Source organism: Pseudomonas sp. AC211, from assembly GCF_979258055.1.
On record NZ_OZ409830.1, the window covers coordinates 2,544,681 to 2,565,832 of the forward strand.

Sequence of the window (21,152 nt, forward strand, 5' to 3'; positions counted from 1 at the left end):
AAAGTTCAGGAAAATCAAAGGATACATCTGAGCGAGAGCGTCGATGTCGACGAGCCGTCACTCCCAGAAATGGCAGAAAAAACGATGCACGCCCACCCGCGTACACAGCTAAGCCGGTAGAAATGAAATTTCCTACATGGTTTAAAGAAAACAATTTAATAAAGCTGAACTAAACTCGACCGAGGAGTTGCCGTTAATGGGGAACATAATGGACCGTAAAGACGCGATGGATGGAATTTCGGTATCAGGAAAATCTTTCAAACGGGAAGCAGATGGAAACGTTGAGCAATCAGCGAATTTTCCTACCCCGAGAACGGATCGCGCCCACTGCAAAAAGACTTCATTAAATGTTCTATTAGTGGACGACCACCCAGCCAACCTGCTGATACTAGAACAACAACTTATATTCCTGGGGCATACAGCCCAAAGTGCGGAAAATGGAGCTCAGGCGTTAATGCTCACGTACCAAACGCAATTCGACCTGATCATCACCGATTGTAGAATGCCGGTAATGGATGGGTTCGAGTTAACCAAGCAACTCCGAGCGCAGGAAAAAAATCTAGCACAGTCGCTTTACTGGATCGTAGGTGTAACTGCAAGTACGGACGAGGATGAACGCAGCTACTGCATTAAGGCGGGAATGAATGATTGTCTTTTCAAGCCAGTTGGTGCATTGGAACTCGAAAACTGCATTAAAAGGCTTGAGGGACCGATCAACCCATCGACTTCAACTGAGCCAAAGCATATCTCGCAGCTGGTTGACGATAAGAGCATCCACGCACTAACAAACGGCGACGATGACCTAAAATCTCTTTTCCTGCAGCAGTTATACACCACTAACCAAGTTGACCTAAACAAACTCTATGGATACTTGAAGTTGTTAGACTGGGAGGAATTCTCGTTCATGACGCATCGTGTGAAAGGCGTGGCTAGGCTAATTAACGCCAAGTCACTAGTTGATTCGATCGAGAAATACGAAAAAGCGATGAACATCGACAATCAACCGTCTGATATTACAATCATCGCTACCGCAGTATGTTGTGCAATTGAAGACCTACAGCGATCGCTTGAGATAGAAATTGGCGCTTCGTAACCATAAACCATCAGAAGTTAATAACGGAAATACAATGGGAAAAGTACTCATCGTCGACGACCACCCCGTAGTGCGGATGGCTGTCAGGCTTTTATTAGAGCGCGAAGGCCATACATTACTAGGCGAGACGGATAATGGTGTAGACGCTTTGACCGTGATCCGCACTCAGCGGCCTGACTTGATTATTTTGGATATCGGCATCCCAAAAATCGACGGATTGGAAGTTCTAGCCCGAATCAGTACATTAAAACCAAGGCCGCGGGTGCTTATCTTAACCTCACAGCCGGCCGACTTATTGGCGTTTCGTTGTATGAAAGCCGGGGCGGCAGGTTTTGTAACGAAAGGCGACAATCTTGAGGAACTGCAGCGCGCCGTTTGGGCGGCCCTCTCCGGATATAGCTTTTTCCCTACTGACATTCTCAGCACCGTCAACCCCACTATTACTGATAGCAGCGAGCAATCAATGCTTAACAGTCTGTCAGACCGCGAAATAATGGTGTTGCAAATGCTCGCCCAAGGGAAATCGAACAAAGAGATTGGTGACTCTCTGCTCCTAAGCAACAAGACGATCAGCACTTACAAAACTCGCCTTCAACTTAAGCTCAACGCTTTCAACTTAGTTGCTCTCGTAGACTTCGCTAAACGCAATGGATTGGGTTAATTAGCGAAATTTAGACGCTTTCCAAATTACTTCGGCCTCTTGCGCTTCGGAACCCTCCTGCATCGGTTCGACTGGGCTAACCTTAATCTCACTAATTACTTAGATGGTTAAGGGAGCGCAGGAAGCGCATGCTCAGTATTTTATTAGCTAGCGACCGAATTACGGTACGGAAACATTTTCAAAAAATCTGCGAGGTTTCTGGGTTACATGTCTGCGGCGAAGCGCTGAGTTTGGAGGAGACAGCAGCGAAATGCGCGCTACATTCGCCGGACGTGGTGATCCTTGGGTTCCGTTGCTCGGTATCACGCCAGACAGAAACCATCCTGGAAATATCCCGCCTCTCCAACGAGATCAAGGTGCTCATATGCACCTCCCGCGACTCCTATCGGTCTACTCAAGCTTTTATCAGCGCGGGAGCGGCTGCGCTGGTACCCCGCCAGTGCACCAGCGCAGAATTTCTAAAAATACTTTCAGGAGCCACCGCAGGGTTCAGCATGGTGCCGATTAGGTCCTTACAGCACACGAAGGTAAAAATTGCGTACCGCACCGCCGAGTCACTCGCCAAAGTGAATTTAGTGGAACCCTAGCGTCTGCCGCCCCGGCCACCCTGGTTCGATGTTGGACGAACCCACTCAGACCGCTTATCCATTTTTCAGAACGCCTGAACGTAACACAGGCCCAATTCCTGACACCTTCGATAAGGGAATTTACGATGAATAGGCTCGCCTACGCTTTGCTCTTGATGCCTGGATTGCTAATGATCGGTCCTAGCAGCCTAGCGGCTGATGCTATCGATAGTACTGGCCCGAGCTCCACTCCAGGCCCGACAAACCCTACACCTCCAACATTACCCACTCCGGGTACCGGCAAGAGTGACAGCAACGGACCTGCGACCGATGTCGAGGGCCGTGACAGCGCTCCACGGCCAGGCACAGACGGAACCGGGATAGAAGACGCCCCCTCATAGCGTTTTAAAGAGTTCTCCAAACGAACCCGGCACCGAACCTGAGCGAAAGACTGACAATAAGTAACCGGTCGAGCAAAACGCTGGCCGCCCTCCGCTATCCCTCCTCCCGCCGAGTGGCTTGCCGCTCGGCGATCAGCGCGTCCTGGCTAGAACTTTTTTAGAACCTTATGTATCAGACCTATAACCTGATATTAGGCGAGAGTTCCTGGCTATCTCCGCCTAGCCCCGCTGAGCAGCGCAACACGGTTCCTCGCCGCTGGCGCTGCGAGAGGAATAAGAATGACAAGCCCCCTGCTTCAGCGTTATTTGAAGGTTCGCCGGCACAGCGAATCGTTAGTCGCAACACTCACCGATGAGGACATGGTCGCGCAATCCATGCCCGATGCCAGCCCCGCCAAATGGCATCTAGCGCACACGACTTGGTTCTTCGAAACCTTCGTGTTAATGGTTCATCGACCCGGATACAAACCTTTCGACCCCGCTTACGCTTACCTTTTCAACTCCTATTACGAGTCCCTCGGCCCACGGCAACCACGCCCCCAGCGTGGCGTGTTAACGCGACCGGCTATGACGGAAATTCGCCGCTACCGTGACTACGTAGATGAGCACATCCAAGCGCTAATGGGAGAACCTGCGCCGGCCGAGTTAACGGGCCTGTTTGAATTGGGCCTCGCACATGAACAGCAGCATCAAGAGTTGCTGTTGATGGATATTCTCCATCTTTTCAGCCTGTCGCCCTTGAAACCTGCTTACAGCGAAGAGTGGCGCACGCCACAAAATGACCGCCCCGGCCAGTTTCAGCTAATGGCCGGCGGCATGGTCGAACTCGGCCACATTGGCGACGAGTTCTCTTTCGATAATGAAAACCCGCGCCACGCCACGTGGCTTCAACCCTTCGAAATCTCCGATCGACTGGTGACCAACCGCGAGTGGCTCGCCTTTATGGCTGATGACGGCTATGCCCGAGCCGAATTCTGGCTCGCCGATGGTTGGAGCAAGGTTCAGGCTGAAAGCTGGCAAGCCCCACTGTACTGGCAGCGACTCGAAGGCGATTGGCAGCAGATGACCCTGGCGGGCGCGCAAAAGATTTGTCTCGACGCCCCGGTGATGCACATCAGTTATTTCGAAGCTTGCGCCTACGCCAGTTGGGCGAATGCTCGACTTCCAACCGAAACGGAGTGGGAGATCGCCGCTCGCTCAGGGCTACTGGAGCAAATCGATGATTGCGCCTGGCAATGGACCCAGAGCGCGTATACGCCCTACCCCGGTTTTAGACCGGCGGCGAGTACCGTAGGCGAATACAACGGAAAATTTATGGTGAGCCAATTGGTGCTTCGAGGCGGCGCCTGCGCAACACCTCCCGGGCATTCGCGCCTCAGCTACCGAAACTTTTTCTACCCGGGCCAACGCTGGATGTTTTCTGGTTTGCGCTTAGCCCGCGACCTGTCGTCGCATCAAAACCAAACCGAGGCTGACGAGCATCAACACAGCAGTGACTTCGCCAAAGACGTGCGCGTAGGATTTTCTGCAGAATCAAAAACCTGGCGCCCAAGTATTTTTATGATGCCGTCGGCTCGGAATTATTCGAGGCGATCTGCCAGACGCGGGAGTATTACCCCACTCGCGCAGAAACCGCCCTGTTAAAAGACATCGCTCACGAGCTATCCACCTTCATTCCCGATGGAGCCGCGTTGATCGAATTTGGCAGCGGTGCCAGCGTTAAAACACGGCTGCTGCTCGAGGCCTCGCCACAGCTCGACGTATACATTCCACTGGATATCAGCGCGTCGGCGTTGCACAAAGCAACGGAACAACTTCAGCATGCCTATCCAGCGCTGTGGGTCGCCCCTGAAATTGGCGATTTCTGCCATCTAAAAGATTTGCCCGCCGCCGCACGAACACGTCCTCGAGTAGGATTTTTCCCGGGATCCACGCTCGGCAACTTTTGCAAGCGCGACTCCGTAGATTTCCTACGCAACGTGCGGCGTTTTTTGGGTGAAGGCGCACGGCTGATCCTCGGTCTGGATATGCTCAAAGACATCGCCACACTCGAAGCGGCGTACGACGACGCCGACGGCATCACCGCTCAATTCAACAAAAACCTGCTGGCCCGCATCAATCGCGAGCTGGACGGCAATTTTGAACTGGAACAATTCCTTCATCTGGCGCAATGGAACCCCCAGCAAAGCTGCATGGAGATGTTCCTAGTAAGCACGCAGGACCAAGACGTTTACGCTGCAGGCGAAACATTCCACTTTGCCGAAGGTGAGCGCTTACACACCGAGTGCTCGCACAAGTACACCCCGGACTCGGTAGCGCGCTTGGCTGAATCCGCAGGTTGGACCTTAGAACGGCAATGGTTAAGCCCTGCGCCGCAGGTGGGCATCTTCGTACTACAGGGCTGAGCGCATACGGAAAAAGCCCTGCAACTTAATAGCTGCGGGGCTTTTTGATTTTCTATGTTGTTGAGCATTTGACGAAAGCGCGCTCACGCTGTCGCTTGGTCACGCGCACTTCTATCGACTACCCGCTACCAATTCGCCAATGGGCTAGCCACTACGTGCTGTAACGCTCGCTCGTGGCCGCAATAACTTTGTTTGCGATAAAACATAGACAAAACAGACGAAGATAATAATTAGAGTTAACGAATAAAATGTTGCCAGCGACGGAATCGCCGACGGTAGTTGTACGATAAAGGCGACGCCTTCAGTGTCCATGACGTGACCAACAACACCCCAGAACGCGCCGCTTACCGCACTTAAAACCACTACCGGTATATAGGTTGCCAGAATAACCATGTTCGAATTAACGGCGTTAGCTGGCGTTATCAACTCAAGTGACACATGGAAGGCTTGTAAAAAGCACTGTTGCATAGACCCCTACATTGAGTGCCCCAGTGGACGCTGGGACGGCTCCCAAGCGTAGGGAGCGCGACACAGAGCAGTAGCAGTGCGAACGCCCCGACCAAGCTGATAAGTACAATATTAATAGCGCGCATATTATTCACCCCTGAACCAGGGCCGATACTGGCCGTTAGATATTCATTTTGGGCAAACGAACTAACCAGCCGATGCAGTTAATTGGCATGAGCACCACACCAACTAACGTTTTTAGCTTTAATATGCTGCGCTGCGCCACAAGATCTAAGCCACATTTGAAATGAGACATACACAGCAAGCGGAATAGAAATCCAAAAAAATACATATCCAAAAAAATAACCGGCGAGCCAGCTCTTGATATCAAGATCCCCCCACATACATGGTTGCGGTGCCCCCTTGCCGCCTTGACACCCGAAATAGTGATAGAGGTAAAGGCTAAGTTTCCACCACCCAAGAAACAGGGCACTGGGTATCCAGATAAACACATAACGAACGGTCCATTGCACGCGTCTGACATCCTTTTCTGTTCACGCAGCCCAACGGCGCGCTAGCGCATTTTCCCGGGGGATGGTCATTTCCTAACCAATATTATCGGCCATCGATAGAGAGAAACCCACGTTCCGACGTCGCTCGACACCCGCAATCTTCTAAAAGCAAAAAAGCCCCGAAAACTTCTCAGTTTTCAGGGCCTTAGGCGTTTCAATATGGCGGTGAAGGAGAGATTCGAACTCTCGATACGATTTCTCGTATCCACACTTTCCAGGCGTGCTCCTTAAGCCACTCGGACACTTCACCGTGTCTCGACGACGGGTTAGGTCTGTCGAAGGCGCGCTAATCTAGCCGAAGCGTTCGCTAAAGGCAAAGTTTTTTTAACGGATTCATGCGGTTAAGCGAAGGTGCTGTTCGAAGAATGCAGCTCAAGTGCGTCGGTTCCATAGAAGTCCAGCGCGACCGTACGGTCAGCCTTAGCGCTTTACCTGCCGTCTGCGCCTCGGTAACGTCTGCCCACCTTATATAGCTGCCCGAGCAAGGATTTGTGCCATGAGCGATCTGATCAGTTACCAACTCGATGACGGAATTGCCACCCTGACGCTGAGCAATGGCAAGGTCAATGCCATTTCTCCCGATGTGATCGCGGCGTTCAACGCGGCGCTGGATCGGGCTGAGCAAGACCGCGCGGTGGTGATTATCACGGGCCAGCCGGGCATTTTGTCGGGTGGGTACGATTTGAAGGTGATGACGTCCGGTCCAGAGAACGCCATTAACCTGGTCGCCGCCGGTTCTACCCTCGCCCGCCGCATGTTGTCGCATCCGTTCCCGATCATCGTGGCGTGTGGCGGTCATGCTGTGGCCAAGGGTGCGTTCATTTTGTTGTCTGCCGATTACCGCATCGGCGTAGAGGGACCGTTCAGCATTGGTCTGAACGAAGTGCAAATCGGCATGACCATGCACCACGTGGGTATCGAGCTGGCGCGTGATCGTGTGCGCAAGTCGGCGTTCCACCGTTCGGTTATCAATGGCGAGATGTTCAATCCGCAAACGGCAGTGGATGCCGGCTTCCTTGATACCGTGGTCCCCGCCGAGCAGTTGATGGCAACCGCGGTTGCCGCCGCGCAGCAGTTGAAGAAAATCAATATGAAGGCGCACAAGAACACCAAGCTCAAGGTTCGCAAAGCGTTGCTGGAAACCCTGGACTGGGCGATTGAAGAAGACAAGAAGCACGCGGTTTAACCACAATCGTGCAAACGAGCCCGGCCATCGAGCCGGGCTTTTTTATGGCGCAAAGCCCCGTAACGCCTGGCTTGCAGCTTGTAACAAAACGCCCAACGAACGGTCATTGCTGAAAATAGTGCACATCCGTACACTGCGCGACCTCTTCCGAAACGGGCGTCTCAATGCTTTTCTTTCTGCGCATGTTGCTCATGGGTCTGCACTTTGTTCTGGCAGGCGTGTTGGGCATTTTGATTGGCCTGTGCCGTCCGTTTAACCCTGATAACAGTCGCCTCTGCGCTCGCCTCTATTCACGCCCCGCCTTGTGGATCCTGCGGCTCAAGCTCAAAGCTGAAACCGAAGCGCTGCGCAACCAGTCGGCGTCGTGCGTCTACATTGCCAACCACCAGTCCAACTACGATCTGTTCGTGTTGGGCGCCGTGGTGCCCAAACGCACCGTAAGCATTGGTAAAAAGAGTCTGAAGTGGGTGCCGTTTTTCGGGCAGTTGTATTGGCTCGCCGGCAACGTGCTGATCGACCGTGGCAACGCGGCCAAAGCCAAGCACGCCATGCTGACGACCACCGAGACCCTTCAGCATAAAGACACGTCCATCTGGGTTTTCCCTGAAGGCACACGCAATTTGGGCAACGGCCTGCTGCCGTTCAAGAAAGGCGCGTTCCAGATGGCGATCGCCGCTGGCGTGCCGATTGTTCCCGTGTGCGTGAGCACGTACAGCACGCACATGCAGCTCAATCGTTGGAACAGCGGTTGCGTAACCATCCGTTCGCTGCCAGGCATTTCCACCAAAGGCATGACGGCAGACGACATTCCCGCCCTCATGCAGCAGTGCCATGAGCAGATGCAGACGACCATCGCCGAGCTGGATCGCGAGATAGCGGCGCCCGCCTTGGCCACCAGCAAACCTGTGCTGCCTTAAGCGCCCGATGCTCGTTAATAAAAAAGCCCCGCCCTGCGGGGCTTTTTTATTAACGCTCGCTTACGGTGGTGCCGCGTTCAAGCGCTTAAAAATTCAGGTTCTGCACGGAGCCGTCTCGTCGCTGCGCTTGTCATAGCCTCAGCGATACACGTCAGCGATACACCATGCGCGCCATGCATTACCCTTGGCGCCATGCGCAAAGCGCCACTCAAAACCGGAGCGTACGGATAACAACCATGACAAGCGTCGTTGCAGCAGCGGTTTATTCCCAAGGCAAAAAAGTTACCGACATCAAGCTCGACGAGGGCAAAGCCTGGGCGGCCAAGCCCGATCATTTTGTTTGGATTGGGCTTCACGATCCAGGGCAGCGCCGAGCTGCTGAACCTGCAGAAGCAATTCAACCTGCATGAATTGGCGATCGAAGACGCCCTGCTTCAGCACACCCGACCCAAGCTGGAAACGTTCGGCGATGCACTGTTTATGGTGCTGTACTCGCCGGTTATGGAAGACGACAAGCTGGTGTTCGTCGAAACCCAGCTGTTCGCCGGCAAGGGCTACGTAATCAGCTGCCGCTACGGCAATTCGCCGTCCTACGCTCGCGTCAGACAACGCTGTGAAGCGCAGCCAATAATGCTCGAGCATGGCGAAGATTTCGTGCTGTATGCCCTGCTTGGTTTTGTGATCGAGAACTACCGGCCGCGTCTGGAAGAGTTCAACGCCAAGCTGGAAGACATGGAACAGCATGTGCTGCGCAATCCGCTGAGCCAGGAGGATGTCGAGCGCATCCAACGCATGCGCCGCCGCTTGTTGCGAATCCGCCGTTACATCGCGCCGATGGTGGAAATCTGCACCGAGCTGCAGCAGCTCGACTTCCCCTTCATTGATAAGCACATGCGCCCGTACTTTCGTGACGTGCAGATTCATGTGCAGCGCTTGATGGAAGACCTCACCGGTCTGCGGGAAATGGCCGATCACGCCATTGAGATCGGGCTGCTGTTGGAGTCATCCCGACAGAGCATTACCCAGCGAAAATTCGCCGCCTGGGCAGCGATTCTGGCCTTTCCCACGGCGATTGCCGGCGTGTACGGCATGAACTTTCAATACATGCCCGAACTCACCTGGCACTACGGTTACGCCGGGGTGATGACGGTCATTACCGTGGGCTGCGTCGGTTTGTTTGCCAACTTCAAACGTATGGATTGGCTCTGAAACAACGAGGCTGAACCGGCTTCTCAACGCCCTTATGGCGCGGCAAGAAGAAGGTTCAGCCTCGGCATTACCTACGCGTTGCGCGCAAGGCGTAGCGGATTAATTGCCCGATTTGATCTTGTTCCACAACCGCGTGCGGATGCGGTCGGTGGCCAGCGGCATGGCTTCCAGGGCAAACATCGTTTTCATCGTGTCTTCGCTCGGGTACACCTTGGTGTCGGCTTTAAGCTCCGGGCTCACCAACGCATCGGCCTTTTCGTTGCCGTTGGCGTAGCGCACGTAGTCGCTGATCGGGGCCATCACTTTCGGGTCGAGCAAGTAGTTCATGAAGGCGTAGGCGGCTTTCTCGTCTGGCGCATCGGCTGGCATCGAGACCATATCGAACCACATCGGCGCGCCCTCTTTCGGAATCACGTAGCCGATATCCACGCCGTTTTTGGCTTCTTTCGCACGGTTAGCGGCTTGCATGATGTCGCCCGAGAAACCGACAGCCACGCAAATCTCGCCGTTGGCCAGATCGGTAACGTACTTGGACGAGTGGAAATAGCGCACGTACGGGCGAATCTGCATCAGCGTGGCTTCGGCCTTTTTGTAGTCGGCCGGGTCTTTGCTGTGATGGGGCAAGCCGAGGTAATGCAGGGTAATCGGCAGCACTTCAGGGCCGTTGTCGAGAATCGCCACGCCGCATTCGCTGAGCTTTTTCATGTTCTCGGGCTTGAGAATCAGGTCCCAGGTATTGAGCGGCACGTCGCCCAGCACCGCTTTCACTTTGGCCACGTTGTAACCGATGCCAGTGCTACCCCACAGGTACGGGAAGCCGTATTGGTTGCCCGGGTCGTTGGTTTCCAATGCTTTGAGCAGCACCGGGTTGAGGTTGCTCCAGTTCGGCAACTGGCTCTTGTCGAGCTTTTTCAGCGCGCCGCCCTGAATCTGACGGGCCATGAAGTGGTTGGAGGGAAACACCACGTCGTAACCGGATTTGCCGGTCATCAACTTGCCGTCCAGGGTTTCGTTGCTGTCGTACACGTCATACACCGAGGCGATGCCGGTGGCGGCCTGGAAGTTCTTCAAAGTGTCTGGCGCGATGTAGTCGGACCAGTTGTAGATCTTGACGGTGTCGGCAGCCTGACTGACCGAGGCCACGAGCATGAGCGGAGCGATGAACTTGAGCATGGTGTTATCCAGGTATTTTTGTTTTTAGGGAGCGTGTGCGGCTTATTTGAAAATAAGCACGTAGGTTTTTTCGTACGGTCTCTTTGATGTCCCAGACGCCAACGGTGTTGGCCGGCATCATCAGCGCGTCGCCGGCGCTGATTTCCATGGGTTCACCGCCGTCCGGGGTAAAGGTGCAACGGCCGGCGATGATGTGGCAGAACTCCTGCTGCACGATCTGGCGGCGCCACACGCCAGGGGTGCATTCCCAGATGCCGGTTTCCACGCCGTCGTCGCGCTCCACGCAGGTGGTCGACGCCACAGCCACGACTTCGCTCAGGGGCACGGCCACCGGGAAGGATTCTTCGAGCACGGCAGCGGGGGTGTTTTTGAAATGGGTGATGGTCATGGGTTTACTCATTCTTCGGTTAAACAGTGATCAGTCCCCTCTCCCGCTTGCGGGAGAGGGCTAGGGAAGAGGGAGCGGATTCGCGCCGGGCAAAACGTTGCGTAACGCCCTGGCCCTCTCCCCCGGCCCCTCTCCCGCACGCGGGCGAGGGGGGTGAAGGGCGTTGATTTCATAAACCCTTCCGCAAACCCCGCCAGCCCTTGGGCGAAGTGGCGGCGCCAGGGTGCGCTGCCGGGGTCGGCGAGCACTTTGTCTTCGTGGACGAAGCTGCGGATGATGGCGTTGTAGCCGAGCCAGCGGCACGGTTCAGGTTCCCAGGTGCGCAGGCCGTGTTTGATGCTGCTGTCCAGCTTGCACCACGGCTGGCGAGTCCAGAACGCTGGTTTCGCCGAGAATCAATTGCGCCAGGGTGCGCCCGCCCAGGTTGCTCGCGCCCACGCCTTCGCCGCCGTAGCCACCGGCCGGCGCCACCTGGTTTTTGCGGTCGCAGATCATGTGCGGATGGAAGCGACGCGACATGCCCAGGTTGCCGCCCCACGAGTGGGTGATCGGCACTTTCTTCAGCATCGGGAACAGTTCACCGAACAGGTAGCGGCGTAGCTCGACTTCACCTGGCGTAAGGCTCGAGTCCTGGCGCAGCTTGCCGCCAAATTGGTAACCGCCACGGGCGCCGAGTACCAGCCGGTCGTCTTTGGTGCGTTGCCCGTAGGTGACTTGACGACTGGCTTCGCTGAAGGCCTGACCCCGATCCAGGCCGATTTCCGCCCAGGTCGCGGCCGGCAGTGGCGCGGTGGCGACGATCAGGCTTTGCACCGGCAATTGATAGTTGCCCAGCGGCGGCAACGTCACGGAATAACCTTCCACCGCCGGCACCACCCACTGCGCGCGCACTTCGCCTTGCGCGGTGCGCACCACGCCGGGCTGCCACTGGTTCACGCGGCTTTGCTCAAATATCTGTACGCCCATGCGCTCAACCGTGCGGGCCAGGCCGCGTACCAGTTTGGCCGGCTGAATGGTCGCGCAATGGGGGGTGAAGATGGCGCCGTAAGGCTTGGCGACGCGCAGTTCCTGGTTCAGTTCGTTGACTGACAGCCAGCGGTAGTCGGCTTCGGTGGTGCCGTTAGCGTGCAGGGCGCGCAGTTGGCTCCGCAGCGACGTCTCTTGCTCTGGGTAACGGGCGGCGGTGTAAAGGATGCCGGCCTTGCGGTAGTCGCAGTCGATGCCTTCACGTTCGAGCACCTGGCCCACTTCATCGGGAATGTGGTGCAGCAGGTCGAGCGACTCATGCCGAGCGGCCGGCGACAATCCCGCCAACAGGCGGTCCTCGCCCAGGATGTTGCCCATCAGCCAGCCGCCATTGCGCCCGGACGCGCCGAAGCCGGAGATCTCGGCGTCGACCATCACAATGCGCAGTTCAGGCGCTTGGCGTTTGAGTAGTAGGCGGTCCACAGGCCCGTGTAACCGGCGCCGATAATGGCCACGTCCGCTTCGACAGTGCCGGTTAATGGCGCTCGCGGAATCAGCGGCTCGTCGAGCTGATCCATCCACAGACTTACGTTGCGCCACGCGCTCATGTACCGCTCCAGAAACTGTTCGCCATCGAGTGGCGCAGAGACTAGAGGCTAGATTCGCGGCGTGTCTTGCGCGCGGCCCGCGAAGAAATTTGTTAGCCGGCACGCTGTTTGAGGTATGCCTTGGGCGTGAGCCCGGTGTGCTGGCGGAAGCAGCTGTAGAACGCCGACAGCGAAGTTGAAACCCGCGGCAAACGCCAGGTCGTCGATGCGCACCGGCCCGGCAGCGTTGTCGATAGCAGCCAGCAAATGCTGCAAACGCGCGTGGTTTACATAGCGGTAGAAGCTCTGCCCCAGCACTTGGTTGAGCAAGTAGGAAATCTGGTTGCGGCTGTAGCCGGTGGCGCTGGCCACGTGTTGCAAATTTAAGTCGGGGTCCAAATACGGCTGATGCTGCTGGAAGTAATGCTGCAAGTCATCGGCTAGAAACCCCAGCTGCCGCGCCGACAAACCCAGGCGGCTGATGGCCAGGCGATTGTCCACCGCCTCCTTATTACCGCTGCCGCTGGTTTCGTGCATCAGCGAGGCGTATTCGTTCACCTGCCAAATCAAGCCGTCGCGCACCGTTAATGCCTCGCTGGTGCGAAACGACACCAGCCCTTCGCCGCCGCGCAAGGTGATGCGGTACTGAATAAAGGCGGTGTCACCGTCTACGCGAATGCGGTCGCTGTGCTCCAGCGCTTCTTCCGGCGCGCGCGGCATGGTGGCGAGCACGTAGTCGCGCAGCTCAGCCAGTGCCAGCACACGGTTTTGGAAGAAGTCGTGGTACTCGACGTCCGGGTGATACAGCGCCATCACCCCGTCGAGGTCGCGGTTTTCCAGCAATAGTGATAGCGCAGCACCACGTCGCGGGTGATATCGGTCTGTTCCGGGCTGTCGAAACGCTCGGTCGGCGATACGGCGAAGTTGGGGCTGCGCGCCATGGCCCACGGCTGAGCCGCGGTCCAGTCGATCAGGCCGAACTGCCAGGTCGCCAGAATCAGCAAGCCGAAGGCAATGCGGTACCAGGCGAACAGCGCATGGCTGTGGTTGGCGATGAACTTCAACAAGCCGCGCACGGCGATCATGGCGAAGATAAACGCGGTGACGAAGCCGATGGCAAACACCGGCAAATCACTTTGCTGGAACAGATCGCGGTACTTGTAGCCCGAATACACCGCCGCGCCGACCATGGTCGGCATCGCCAGAAAGAAGGAAAACTCAGTAGCCGTTTTGCGCGAGAGGCCGAACAGCAGGCCGCCAATAATCGTGGCGCCGGACCGCGAGGTGCCGGGAATCATCGCAAGGCACTGGGCAAAGCCGACCTTCAAGGCATCTTTCCAGGTCATTTCATCGACCGTTTCGGCGTGCACCACATGCTGGCGGCGCTCGGCCCACAGCATGATCACACCGCCAATCACCAGCGCGGCCGCCACAGTGATGGGGTTGAAGAGATAGTGGTGAATCAGGTCGGCGAAGATCACGCCCAGGATCACCGCCGGGAAGAAGGCAATCAGCAAGTTGCCGGTAAATCGCTGCGCCTGACGGTCTTTAGGCAGCCCCAGCACCACGTCAAAGATCTTTTTACGGAATTCCCAGACCACCGCCAAAATGGCGCCGAGCTGAATAATGATGTTGAACGCCATGGCCCGTTCGCCGCCGAAATTCAGCAGGTCGGCGACGATAATCTGGTGCCCGGTACTGGAAATCGGCAGGAACTCGGTAAGCCCCTCAACAATCCCCAAAATCAACGCCTGCGCAGCGTCTCCAAGATCCATGCAGCTTCCCCCATCGGCAGTGCCCCGCACCGCCCTCAAAATGTTGTCGACGAAAAAGTGTCGGACGAAAAAACCACGCCCCAGCAAAAGGCGTCAGCGCCCGGGCAAACCCCCTGCCCTGTCGACTGAAAATGCCCTGCAAGCGCTTGGGAATGCCACTTTGGCGCCGAAATGTAGCAGACAACTCCTACCGATGCTGCTGCCTTTACCTACATTTCCCCTGTACTGTTGCAAAGCCATCACCAGCGCCTACTTTCAAGGCAGCACAACAACAAAAACGGTTGGAGTTCCGCACCATGCAAACCTTGCGCAAACTACCGATTCATCGTCGGCTTTGGCTCATTCTCGCTGTCGCGTTGGTCATGCTGGTCGGCCTTGGCCTGTTGATGCTCAAGCAGATCAACCACGACCTGCACTCGGCCAAGGTTCAAAAGACCCAACATGTTGTGCAAAGTGCCACCGGCGTACTGACTTATTTTTACGGCCTGGAAACCGCCGGCACGCTGACGCGCGAGCAGGCGCAGAAACAGGCGATGGAAGCCGTGCGTGGCTTGCGCTACGCCAAAGATGATTATTTCTGGATCAATGATCTGGGTCCGAAAATGATCATGCATCCCACCAACCCGAAACTCGAAGGGCAAGACCTCAGCGCCCTGAAAGACCCCGACGGCAAATTCCTCTTCAACGAGATGGTCGCCATCGCCAAGGCCAAAGGCTCGGGCATGGTCGAATACCGTTGGCCGAAGCCGGCGCCAGTGAGCCCGTGCCGAAAATCTCCTATGTGCAGCTGTTCCAGCCGTGGAACTGGATTGTCGGTTCCGGCGTGTACAGCGACGACATGCAGGCCGAATTCCGCGAACAGGCCATGAGCGCCTCGATGCTGGGCTTGGGCATCGCCATCATCGTGGCGCTGGTGGTGCTGTACATCAGCCGCAGCATTACCCGACCGCTCAACGAAGTGGTCAGCGCCATGGCCAACATCGCCAGCGGCGAAGGCGACCTGACCCGCTCGCTGACCAGCGATGGCGACGACGAACTGGCTGACCTGGCCAAGCACTTCAATACCTTCACCAACAAACTGCGCACCGTGATCAGCCAAATGCTGCAAGCCGCGACGGCACTCAACCAGTCCGCCGACACCCTGGGCAGCGTCGCCACGCAATCGCAACAAGATGCGCAACAACAAGCCATGCAAATGGAACAAGTGGCCACCGCCATCAACGAGGTCACCTATGGCGTGCAGGATGTGGCCAAGAATGCCGAGCAAGCTTCCGGCGAAGTGCAAGGCGCCGAGGCCAATGCCCAGCAAGGCCAGGCCAACATCGAGCGCAGCCTGCAACAGGTGAACAAACTCTCCGGCACCATTAATGAAGCCGTGGAAGTGATCCAGTCCTTAGCCCAGGAAACAACCCAGATCGGCGGCGTTCTGGAAGTGATACGCTCCATCGCCGAACAAACCAACCTGCTCGCCCTTAACGCCGCCATCGAAGCCGCGCGGGCCGGTGAACAGGGTCGGGGGTTCGCGGTAGTTGCCGATGAAGTTCGCTTACTGGCCCAACGCACGCAGAAGTCGACGGCCGAAATCCAAGGGATGATCGAGCGCCTGCAAAGCAACTCGCAGGCGGCGGTAAACGTCATCAACGAAAGCAGCAAAGCCTCGCAACTGACCGTCGACCAAGCGCGCCAGGCCGGGGAAAGCCTTAACCAGATCAGCCAGTCGTTACGCAACCTGACCAGCCTGAACGCCTCGATCGCCAGTGCTACGTTGCAACAGGCGCATGTGGTTGAAGACATCAATCAGAACGTCACCGACGCCGCCAGCCTGGCCCACAACACGGCAATGGCCGCCGAGCAATCGAGCAGCGCCAGCCAGCACCTGAATCAACTGGCCGATGAGTTGAACCGGCTACTGCGCCAATTCCGCGTATGAGGACTGCATGACCAGCATGGAACACCAGGAGATCAACCTCCAACAGCCGGAAAACCAGGACCTGATCTGGGATATGGAAAGCATGGCCCGGCGTGAGCTGGCCGAGCGTTTTATCCGGCTGTTCGAGAACCGCTTCTGCGTGTATTCCGAATCGGTGCGCCAGCTCTACACCAACTACACCCTGCACTTCCCCACCGACCTGGGGCGCAAAATGGTGGTACTGCCCAACGCCTACGCGTTCCACGACACCCTGCACGGCATCGACGCGGCGGCCGTGCGCAAAACCGGGCTGTGCGTATTGCCCGGCGTATTGGTCGGCAAACCGGGGCTGCTGCTGAGCACGGAAATGAAAGACGACGGCAGCACGCCGAAAACCATGCCGTTCAAACCGGCGCTGGCGCAGATCATCAACAGCCAAAAGAAGCTCGGCGATGTGTTCCTGCCGATCATGATGAAAGGCGACCTGCGCGAGTTTGACCAGCAGATGCCCTACATCCACCTGCACCGCTTGCAAGTGAACAAGCTCACCCACCTGTCCACCTTCGAGCGCGACGACATCCACCAGACCATCACGCGCAAGATGCTGATGCTGTATCGGCAGGCGGATAGTTTGGTGTGTTGAGGAGCACGATCAACAACCGCGCCCCCACGCGCCCGAGCCCGTCACCCCGGCCACCTGCGTAACCCCGACGCCCCCGTAACTCCCGACACCCGTCACCGTCACCCCCGCGAAGGCGGGGTCAAATTTCGACTCGGCCGACGATCTTCGTTCCAGTCGAGGGCCGAAGAATCGAACGAAAAGCGTCTTTCAGTCCTGACTCACCGCCCCAATCTTGTGAATCGACAAATCCGCCCCGTAGTACTCGTCTTCCTGATTCAAGCGAATCCCACTGGTGGCCTTCAACACGCCGTACACCAGCAAGCCACCCAGCAGCGCCACCACTACGCCGAGCCCGGTGCCAATTAGCTGGCTGATAAGGCTCACACCACCCAGCCCGCCAAGCATCTGCTGACCAAAAATGCCGCAGGCGATGCCGCCCCACACGCCGCACAAACCGTGCAGCGGCCAGACGCCGAGCACGTCGTCGATGCGCCACTTCGCTTGGGTGGCGGTAAACGCCCAAACGAACAAAGCCCCGGCCACCAAGCCGGTCACCAGCGCGCCCACCGGGTGCATCAGGTCGGAACCCGCGCAGATCGCCACCAGCCCGGCAAGCGGGCCGTTGTGCAGGAAGCCTGGGTCATTGCGGCCGACAAACAGCGCCGCCACGGTGCCGCCGACCATGGCCATCAGCGAATTGACCGCCACCAGGCCGCTGACGCCCTCCATGGTTTGCGCGCTCATGACGTTAAAGCCGAACCAGCCGACGATAAGAATCCACGAGCCCAGAGCCAGAAACGGAATGTTGGACGGCGCGAATGCCACCAGCTTGCCGTCGCGATAGCGCCCGTTACGGCTGCCCAGCAACAGCACGGCGCCAAGCGCCAGCCAGCCGCCCATGGCGTGAACCACCACCGAGCCTGCGAAGTCGTGGAAGCTGGCGCCAAAGCGCTCGGCCAGCCAGGCCTGGAAGCCGAAGTTGCCGTTCCAGATCAGCCCTTCGAAGAACGGGTAAATAAACGCCACAATCAGCAAGGTCGCGCACAGCTGCGGGCCGAACTTGGCGCGCTCGGCAATGCCGCCGGAAATGATCGCTGGAATGGCGGCGGCGAAGGTCAACAGGAAAAAGAACTTCACCAAGGCGTAGCCGTGGTCGGCAGTCAGCTCAGCTGTCGGCACCAGGAAGGTCACGCCATATGCCACCCAGTAGCCAACGAAGAAGTAGGCCAGCGCCGACATGGCGAAGTCGGAGATGATCTTCGACAAGGCGTTCACTTGGTTCTTTTGCCGGACTGTGCCAACTTCCAGAAACGCGAAACCGGCATGCATGGCCAGCACCATGACGGCGCCGAGCAGAATGAAGACCGTGTTGGAACCGTGGATCAGGGTTTGCACGGCGCTGTTAAGGTTTTCCATCGATGAAGCGACTCCGGCAGCGAAAAAGCACAAAGCGGCTCAACGCACCACCCGCACGCACCATGATGACGCCACAGCGCACCAGTTCTGCTCAAGCGAGCGAACCGATTTAGAACCAGGGAAACGGGCAGATAACGTGAGCGATCAGTTCTTTTCTTTATTTTTCATTCGGTTGAGCAACACTGTTGCCACCTGGGTTAACGCAGAAAATGCGCGATTACGGCGCAATTGCTGGGCGTTGCGCACCAGCACAATGCAAGCGCTATACCAGCTGCATCGGCCGGCCAGCGAGCGCGCGGCGGCCGTTATTAGATGGAACCATCCATCGGAGCGGCAACTCGAAACCCAAAGACCTACACTCACCGACCCCACCACGGAGAACCACTATGGTTAGCAAGGCCAATGAACGTGCTCAGGAAGAGCTTGTCGCCGAATTCCAAGCCCTGATCGCAGACACCGAGAAGCTGCTCGAACACACCGCCAGCCTGGCCGGCGCCGAAGCAGACGAATTGCGCTTGAGCATTCACGACAGCCTCAAGCGCGCCCGCGACACCCTGCAACTCACCGAGTACACCGTGCGTGAGCGTGCTGAAGAAGCCTTGGCTTCGACCGAAGCCTACGTTCAGCAAAACCCTTGGCAGGCCGTCGGCATCAGCGCTGGCATCGGCTTCCTGCTTGGCCTGCTGGCTACCCGTCGCTGATCATGAGTGACGGAATGGAATCCCTACCCCCACCTCCGCTGCAAGGCGTCGGCCCATCGCCCAAGCGACTGGGCGCGGCGTTTTTGGGCTTGTTGCACAGCCACGTCGAACTATTCGGCATTGAGCTGCAAGAGCAAAAAAGCCGCAGCCTGAACATGCTGTTGTTCGCCGGCTTGGCCCTGGTTTTCGCCCTGCTGCTATTGCTGGGGTTGTCGGCGCTGGTGCTGATTCTGGTGTGGGACAGCTACCGTCTCACGGGCATTATCGGTTTGTGTGCGTTCTACGCCTTGGCAGCGCTGTTTTGTGGTTTGCGCCTGCGCGCGGCAGTCACCGACGAATCGTCCCTTTCAGCGCCACGCTCGAAGAGCTGGCCCGTGACCGTGAGCGCCTGATGCCATGAATCCTGCCAAACCTACCCGCCAGGAATTGCGCAAACAGCTGGTTCGTTTGCGCATGGAAATGCACCGCCACGAACTGCGCCACGAAACCCAGCAACTGCTGCACCCGCTGCGCAAAATGCGCGGTACGGCGAGCAGTTGGCAAAGCAGCCTCAGCACCAGCCGTGCGCCGTTGTGGGGCATGGCCGGGGTTTCGTTGCTGGGCTTTTTCGGCGGCAAAAGCAAAAAAACTCAGCCGTTGGCTGAAAATCGGCCTGGGCCTTTATCCGCTGGTTGCCGTTGCGCTGAAGAACCGCAAACAGGTCTAATCCGGCCCATGTAGGGCGCTGTCCTACAACTGGCCACTTTCTTGCAAACGCAACGTGATGAACAGCAACGGCGCTGTTCATCGCCTTGCCGTGTGCGGGCTGAACTGCCAACCGCTACTAAGGATGTGACTGTGATCGACGGGCAACCGCTTGCCTGCTTCCAGCCGTTTATAGATACCGCCACCGGGCGTATCGCCGGTATCGAAGCGCTGGGCCGCCTGCAGCAAGACGACGGCCGCCTGGCGTCGGTAGGGCCTTTATTCGCTGACCCCAAATTCCCCATGGCCGCCCTGCGCCGCCTCGACCGTGAAATTCGTGCCGACGCCCTGCAGCGCTTCCATGGCGCCCCGGCTGACTGGTTTCTCAGCATTAATATTTCGCCGCGCTGGATTGGCCGCCTGCGCCCGAACCAACCGTTGCCCAGCTTGAAGCAACTGGAAAAATACGGCGTCTCTCCCGAGCGCATCGTCTTTGAAATTACTGAGCTCGGCGGCGGCAGTTGCGCTTGCCGGAAGTGGTGGCGCGCTACCGCGAAGCGGGCGCACGTATTGCCATCGACGACTTCGGCGCTGGCTACTCGCAGCTCGACCGCGTGCTCGCCTTGCAGCCCGACATTCTCAAGCTCGACATGCGCCTGTTCCAGGAAGCCGCGCGCGGCGGACCGAGCAGTGAAGTGGTCAAAGCCCTAGCGCAAATGGCGGAAAAAACCGGCTGCTGGATCATCGCCGAAGGCGTGGAAACCGAAGCCGAACTGGACTTCGCCCTCGGAATGCGGGTCGCGCTATGTGCAGGGTTACCTGTTCGCCAAACCCGAGCGTGAGTTCTTTCCCGCCGACGCCTTCGTCGAGCGCTTCGCCGAGCTGCGCAACCGTTATGTGCGCAATAAACTGTCGGAGCGCGCGCGCCTGGTTTCCCTGCGTCAGCAGCTCAGCGGCTTGATGAACAGCTTCAAGACCTGGGCCGAAGCCGACGCCCCCTTGAGCGCCCTGCCCGCACCCACCGACTACCCCTGGCTGCTGCGGGTTTACCAATGCGACCCCAACGGCACCCAGCTCACGCCGAACCTGGAATGGACCGGCACTGGCTGGCGCGAAGACGGACGCTACCTCGGACATAACTGGTCATGGCGCCCTTACTTCTATCAATTGCTGGCCGAAGGCTGGGATGAACGTCGGCTGATTCTTTCATCCACCTACCGCGACGCTACGAGCAACCAGTACTGCCTCACCGCCGGGCAATTTATCGACAACGGGCAACGGTTGTTGCTGTTGGATATTGATGTGGCGGGTTTGTAAAAGCTCGAGGCTAAAGCCTCTCCCACAGTAAAACTTGATGCCCCTGTAGGAGAGGCTTCAGCCTCGAGCTCTTCAATTCAAGACCGCAATCACCCTTGCAGCCAACCCCGGAACCGGGAAGCTAGGCGCCATCAGCCACTGAACGGCGAGGACAGGC

Annotated in this window: 13 protein-coding genes, 1 tRNA gene and 9 pseudogenes; 15 read left to right on the forward strand and 8 right to left on the reverse strand. The window is 57.4% G+C overall.

What is annotated here, in order from left to right:
- Nucleotides 1–208 precede the first annotated feature (208 nt).
- From ACZZZP_RS11935 to egtD, 5 genes are all read left to right on the forward strand, one after another.
- A complete protein-coding gene (locus ACZZZP_RS11935) occupies nucleotides 209–1,093 on the forward strand; it encodes a response regulator (protein ID WP_463382859.1) in 885 nt (294 codons plus the stop codon).
- 34 nt (nucleotides 1,094–1,127) lie between these two features.
- Nucleotides 1,128–1,754 (forward strand): response regulator transcription factor, encoded by a 627-nt coding sequence (locus ACZZZP_RS11940; RefSeq protein WP_122495738.1) that lies wholly within the window; start codon nucleotides 1,128–1,130, stop codon nucleotides 1,752–1,754.
- 128 nt (nucleotides 1,755–1,882) lie between these two features.
- Complete coding sequence (locus ACZZZP_RS11945) at nucleotides 1,883–2,341, forward strand: response regulator (RefSeq protein WP_463382860.1); 459 nt, start codon at nucleotides 1,883–1,885, stop codon at nucleotides 2,339–2,341.
- Between the two features lie 659 nt (nucleotides 2,342–3,000).
- Nucleotides 3,001–4,365: an ergothioneine biosynthesis protein EgtB gene (gene egtB / locus ACZZZP_RS11950; RefSeq protein ID WP_463536548.1), complete on the forward strand. Its 1,365-nt coding sequence runs from the start codon at nucleotides 3,001–3,003 to the stop codon at nucleotides 4,363–4,365.
- Nucleotides 4,314–5,126, forward strand: a complete 813-nt coding sequence (gene egtD / locus ACZZZP_RS11955; protein ID WP_463536951.1) for an L-histidine N(alpha)-methyltransferase — start codon at nucleotides 4,314–4,316, stop codon at nucleotides 5,124–5,126. The genes egtB and egtD overlap by 52 nt, the downstream gene beginning before the upstream one ends.
- 671 nt (nucleotides 5,127–5,797) lie before the next feature.
- Here the strand turns inward: egtD and ACZZZP_RS11960 are convergent.
- Nucleotides 5,798–6,106 (reverse strand): hypothetical protein, encoded by a 309-nt coding sequence (locus ACZZZP_RS11960; RefSeq protein ID WP_463536549.1) that lies wholly within the window; start codon nucleotides 6,104–6,106, stop codon nucleotides 5,798–5,800.
- 199 nt (nucleotides 6,107–6,305) lie between these two features.
- Nucleotides 6,306–6,395 (reverse strand) — tRNA-Ser (locus ACZZZP_RS11965).
- Between the two features lie 246 nt (nucleotides 6,396–6,641).
- On the opposite strand from ACZZZP_RS11965, the gene ACZZZP_RS11970 reads away from it, so the two are divergent.
- From ACZZZP_RS11970 to ACZZZP_RS11980, 3 genes and pseudogenes are all read left to right on the forward strand, one after another.
- On the forward strand, nucleotides 6,642–7,331 hold the full coding sequence (locus ACZZZP_RS11970) for a crotonase/enoyl-CoA hydratase family protein (RefSeq protein WP_463382862.1): 690 nt from the start codon (nucleotides 6,642–6,644) through the stop codon (nucleotides 7,329–7,331).
- Nucleotides 7,332–7,495: 164 nt separating this feature from the next.
- On the forward strand, nucleotides 7,496–8,248 hold the full coding sequence (locus ACZZZP_RS11975) for a 1-acylglycerol-3-phosphate O-acyltransferase (RefSeq protein ID WP_463382863.1): 753 nt from the start codon (nucleotides 7,496–7,498) through the stop codon (nucleotides 8,246–8,248).
- A gap of 236 nt (nucleotides 8,249–8,484) precedes the next feature.
- A pseudogene (locus tag ACZZZP_RS11980) lies at nucleotides 8,485–9,457 on the forward strand (magnesium and cobalt transport protein CorA).
- Between the two features lie 99 nt (nucleotides 9,458–9,556).
- Here ACZZZP_RS11980 and ACZZZP_RS11985 read toward each other — a convergent pair.
- From ACZZZP_RS11985 to ACZZZP_RS12005, 5 genes and pseudogenes are all read right to left on the reverse strand, one after another.
- Complete coding sequence (locus ACZZZP_RS11985; RefSeq protein ID WP_122495702.1) at nucleotides 9,557–10,630, reverse strand: polyamine ABC transporter substrate-binding protein; 1,074 nt, start codon at nucleotides 10,628–10,630, stop codon at nucleotides 9,557–9,559.
- A gap of 42 nt (nucleotides 10,631–10,672) precedes the next feature.
- Nucleotides 10,673–11,018: pseudogene (locus ACZZZP_RS11990) on the reverse strand (cupin domain-containing protein).
- Nucleotides 11,019–11,188: 170 nt separating this feature from the next.
- Nucleotides 11,189–12,592, reverse strand: a pseudogene (locus tag ACZZZP_RS11995) (NAD(P)/FAD-dependent oxidoreductase); the annotation flags it as partial.
- A gap of 92 nt (nucleotides 12,593–12,684) precedes the next feature.
- Nucleotides 12,685–13,512: pseudogene (locus ACZZZP_RS12000) on the reverse strand (AraC family transcriptional regulator).
- Between the two features lie 12 nt (nucleotides 13,513–13,524).
- Nucleotides 13,525–14,346: pseudogene (locus ACZZZP_RS12005) on the reverse strand (undecaprenyl-diphosphate phosphatase); the annotation flags it as partial.
- Between the two features lie 386 nt (nucleotides 14,347–14,732).
- On the opposite strand from ACZZZP_RS12005, the pseudogene ACZZZP_RS12010 reads away from it, so the two are divergent.
- The 3 genes and pseudogenes from ACZZZP_RS12010 to ACZZZP_RS12020 form a co-directional block, all read left to right on the forward strand.
- Nucleotides 14,733–15,370, forward strand: a pseudogene (locus ACZZZP_RS12010) (cache domain-containing protein); the annotation flags it as partial.
- Nucleotides 15,371–15,688: 318 nt separating this feature from the next.
- Nucleotides 15,689–16,276 (forward strand): annotated as a pseudogene (locus ACZZZP_RS12015) (methyl-accepting chemotaxis protein); the annotation flags it as partial.
- A gap of 7 nt (nucleotides 16,277–16,283) precedes the next feature.
- Entirely contained in the window at nucleotides 16,284–16,898 is a 615-nt protein-coding gene (locus ACZZZP_RS12020) for a hypothetical protein (protein ID WP_108097644.1), read from the forward strand.
- 186 nt (nucleotides 16,899–17,084) lie between these two features.
- Here ACZZZP_RS12020 and ACZZZP_RS12025 read toward each other — a convergent pair whose 3' ends face one another.
- Entirely contained in the window at nucleotides 17,085–18,293 is a 1,209-nt protein-coding gene (locus ACZZZP_RS12025) for an ammonium transporter (protein WP_463536550.1), read from the reverse strand.
- Between the two features lie 386 nt (nucleotides 18,294–18,679).
- Between ACZZZP_RS12025 and ACZZZP_RS12030 the strand changes: the two genes are divergently transcribed.
- The 4 genes and pseudogenes from ACZZZP_RS12030 (at nucleotide 18,680) to ACZZZP_RS12045 (ending at nucleotide 20,995) form a co-directional block, all read left to right on the forward strand.
- Nucleotides 18,680–18,994, forward strand: a complete 315-nt coding sequence (locus tag ACZZZP_RS12030; RefSeq protein WP_122495688.1) for a DUF883 family protein — start codon at nucleotides 18,680–18,682, stop codon at nucleotides 18,992–18,994.
- A 2-nt stretch (nucleotides 18,995–18,996) separates the two neighbouring features.
- Nucleotides 18,997–19,394 (forward strand): annotated as a pseudogene (locus ACZZZP_RS12035) (phage holin family protein).
- The gene (locus ACZZZP_RS12040) at nucleotides 19,391–19,714 is read left to right on the forward strand and encodes a hypothetical protein (protein ID WP_463536551.1); all 324 of its coding nucleotides are present in this window, start codon (nucleotides 19,391–19,393) and stop codon (nucleotides 19,712–19,714) included. Before ACZZZP_RS12035 ends, ACZZZP_RS12040 begins: the two are co-directional and overlap by 4 nt.
- A 117-nt stretch (nucleotides 19,715–19,831) precedes the next feature.
- A pseudogene (locus ACZZZP_RS12045) lies at nucleotides 19,832–20,995 on the forward strand (EAL domain-containing protein).
- The last annotated feature ends 157 nt before the right edge of the window (nucleotides 20,996–21,152 follow it).

Excerpts from the sequence above, each read along its gene's own strand:
- ACZZZP_RS11935 (WP_463382859.1), top strand. The coding sequence starts at position 209 with ATGGACCGTAAAGACGCGATGGATGGAATTTCGGTATCAGGAAAATCT.
- ACZZZP_RS11940 (WP_122495738.1), top strand. The coding sequence starts at position 1,128 with ATGGGAAAAGTACTCATCGTCGACGACCACCCCGTAGTGCGGATGGCT.
- ACZZZP_RS11945 (WP_463382860.1), top strand. The coding sequence starts at position 1,883 with ATGCTCAGTATTTTATTAGCTAGCGACCGAATTACGGTACGGAAACAT.
- egtB (WP_463536548.1), top strand. The coding sequence starts at position 3,001 with ATGACAAGCCCCCTGCTTCAGCGTTATTTGAAGGTTCGCCGGCACAGC.
- ACZZZP_RS11970 (WP_463382862.1), top strand. The coding sequence starts at position 6,642 with ATGAGCGATCTGATCAGTTACCAACTCGATGACGGAATTGCCACCCTG.
- ACZZZP_RS11975 (WP_463382863.1), top strand. The coding sequence starts at position 7,496 with ATGCTTTTCTTTCTGCGCATGTTGCTCATGGGTCTGCACTTTGTTCTG.
- ACZZZP_RS11985 (WP_122495702.1), bottom strand. The coding sequence starts at position 10,630 with ATGCTCAAGTTCATCGCTCCGCTCATGCTCGTGGCCTCGGTCAGTCAG.
- ACZZZP_RS12020 (WP_108097644.1), top strand. The coding sequence starts at position 16,284 with ATGACCAGCATGGAACACCAGGAGATCAACCTCCAACAGCCGGAAAAC.
- ACZZZP_RS12025 (WP_463536550.1), bottom strand. The coding sequence starts at position 18,293 with ATGGAAAACCTTAACAGCGCCGTGCAAACCCTGATCCACGGTTCCAAC.
- ACZZZP_RS12030 (WP_122495688.1), top strand. The coding sequence starts at position 18,680 with ATGGTTAGCAAGGCCAATGAACGTGCTCAGGAAGAGCTTGTCGCCGAA.
- ACZZZP_RS12040 (WP_463536551.1), top strand. The coding sequence starts at position 19,391 with ATGAATCCTGCCAAACCTACCCGCCAGGAATTGCGCAAACAGCTGGTT.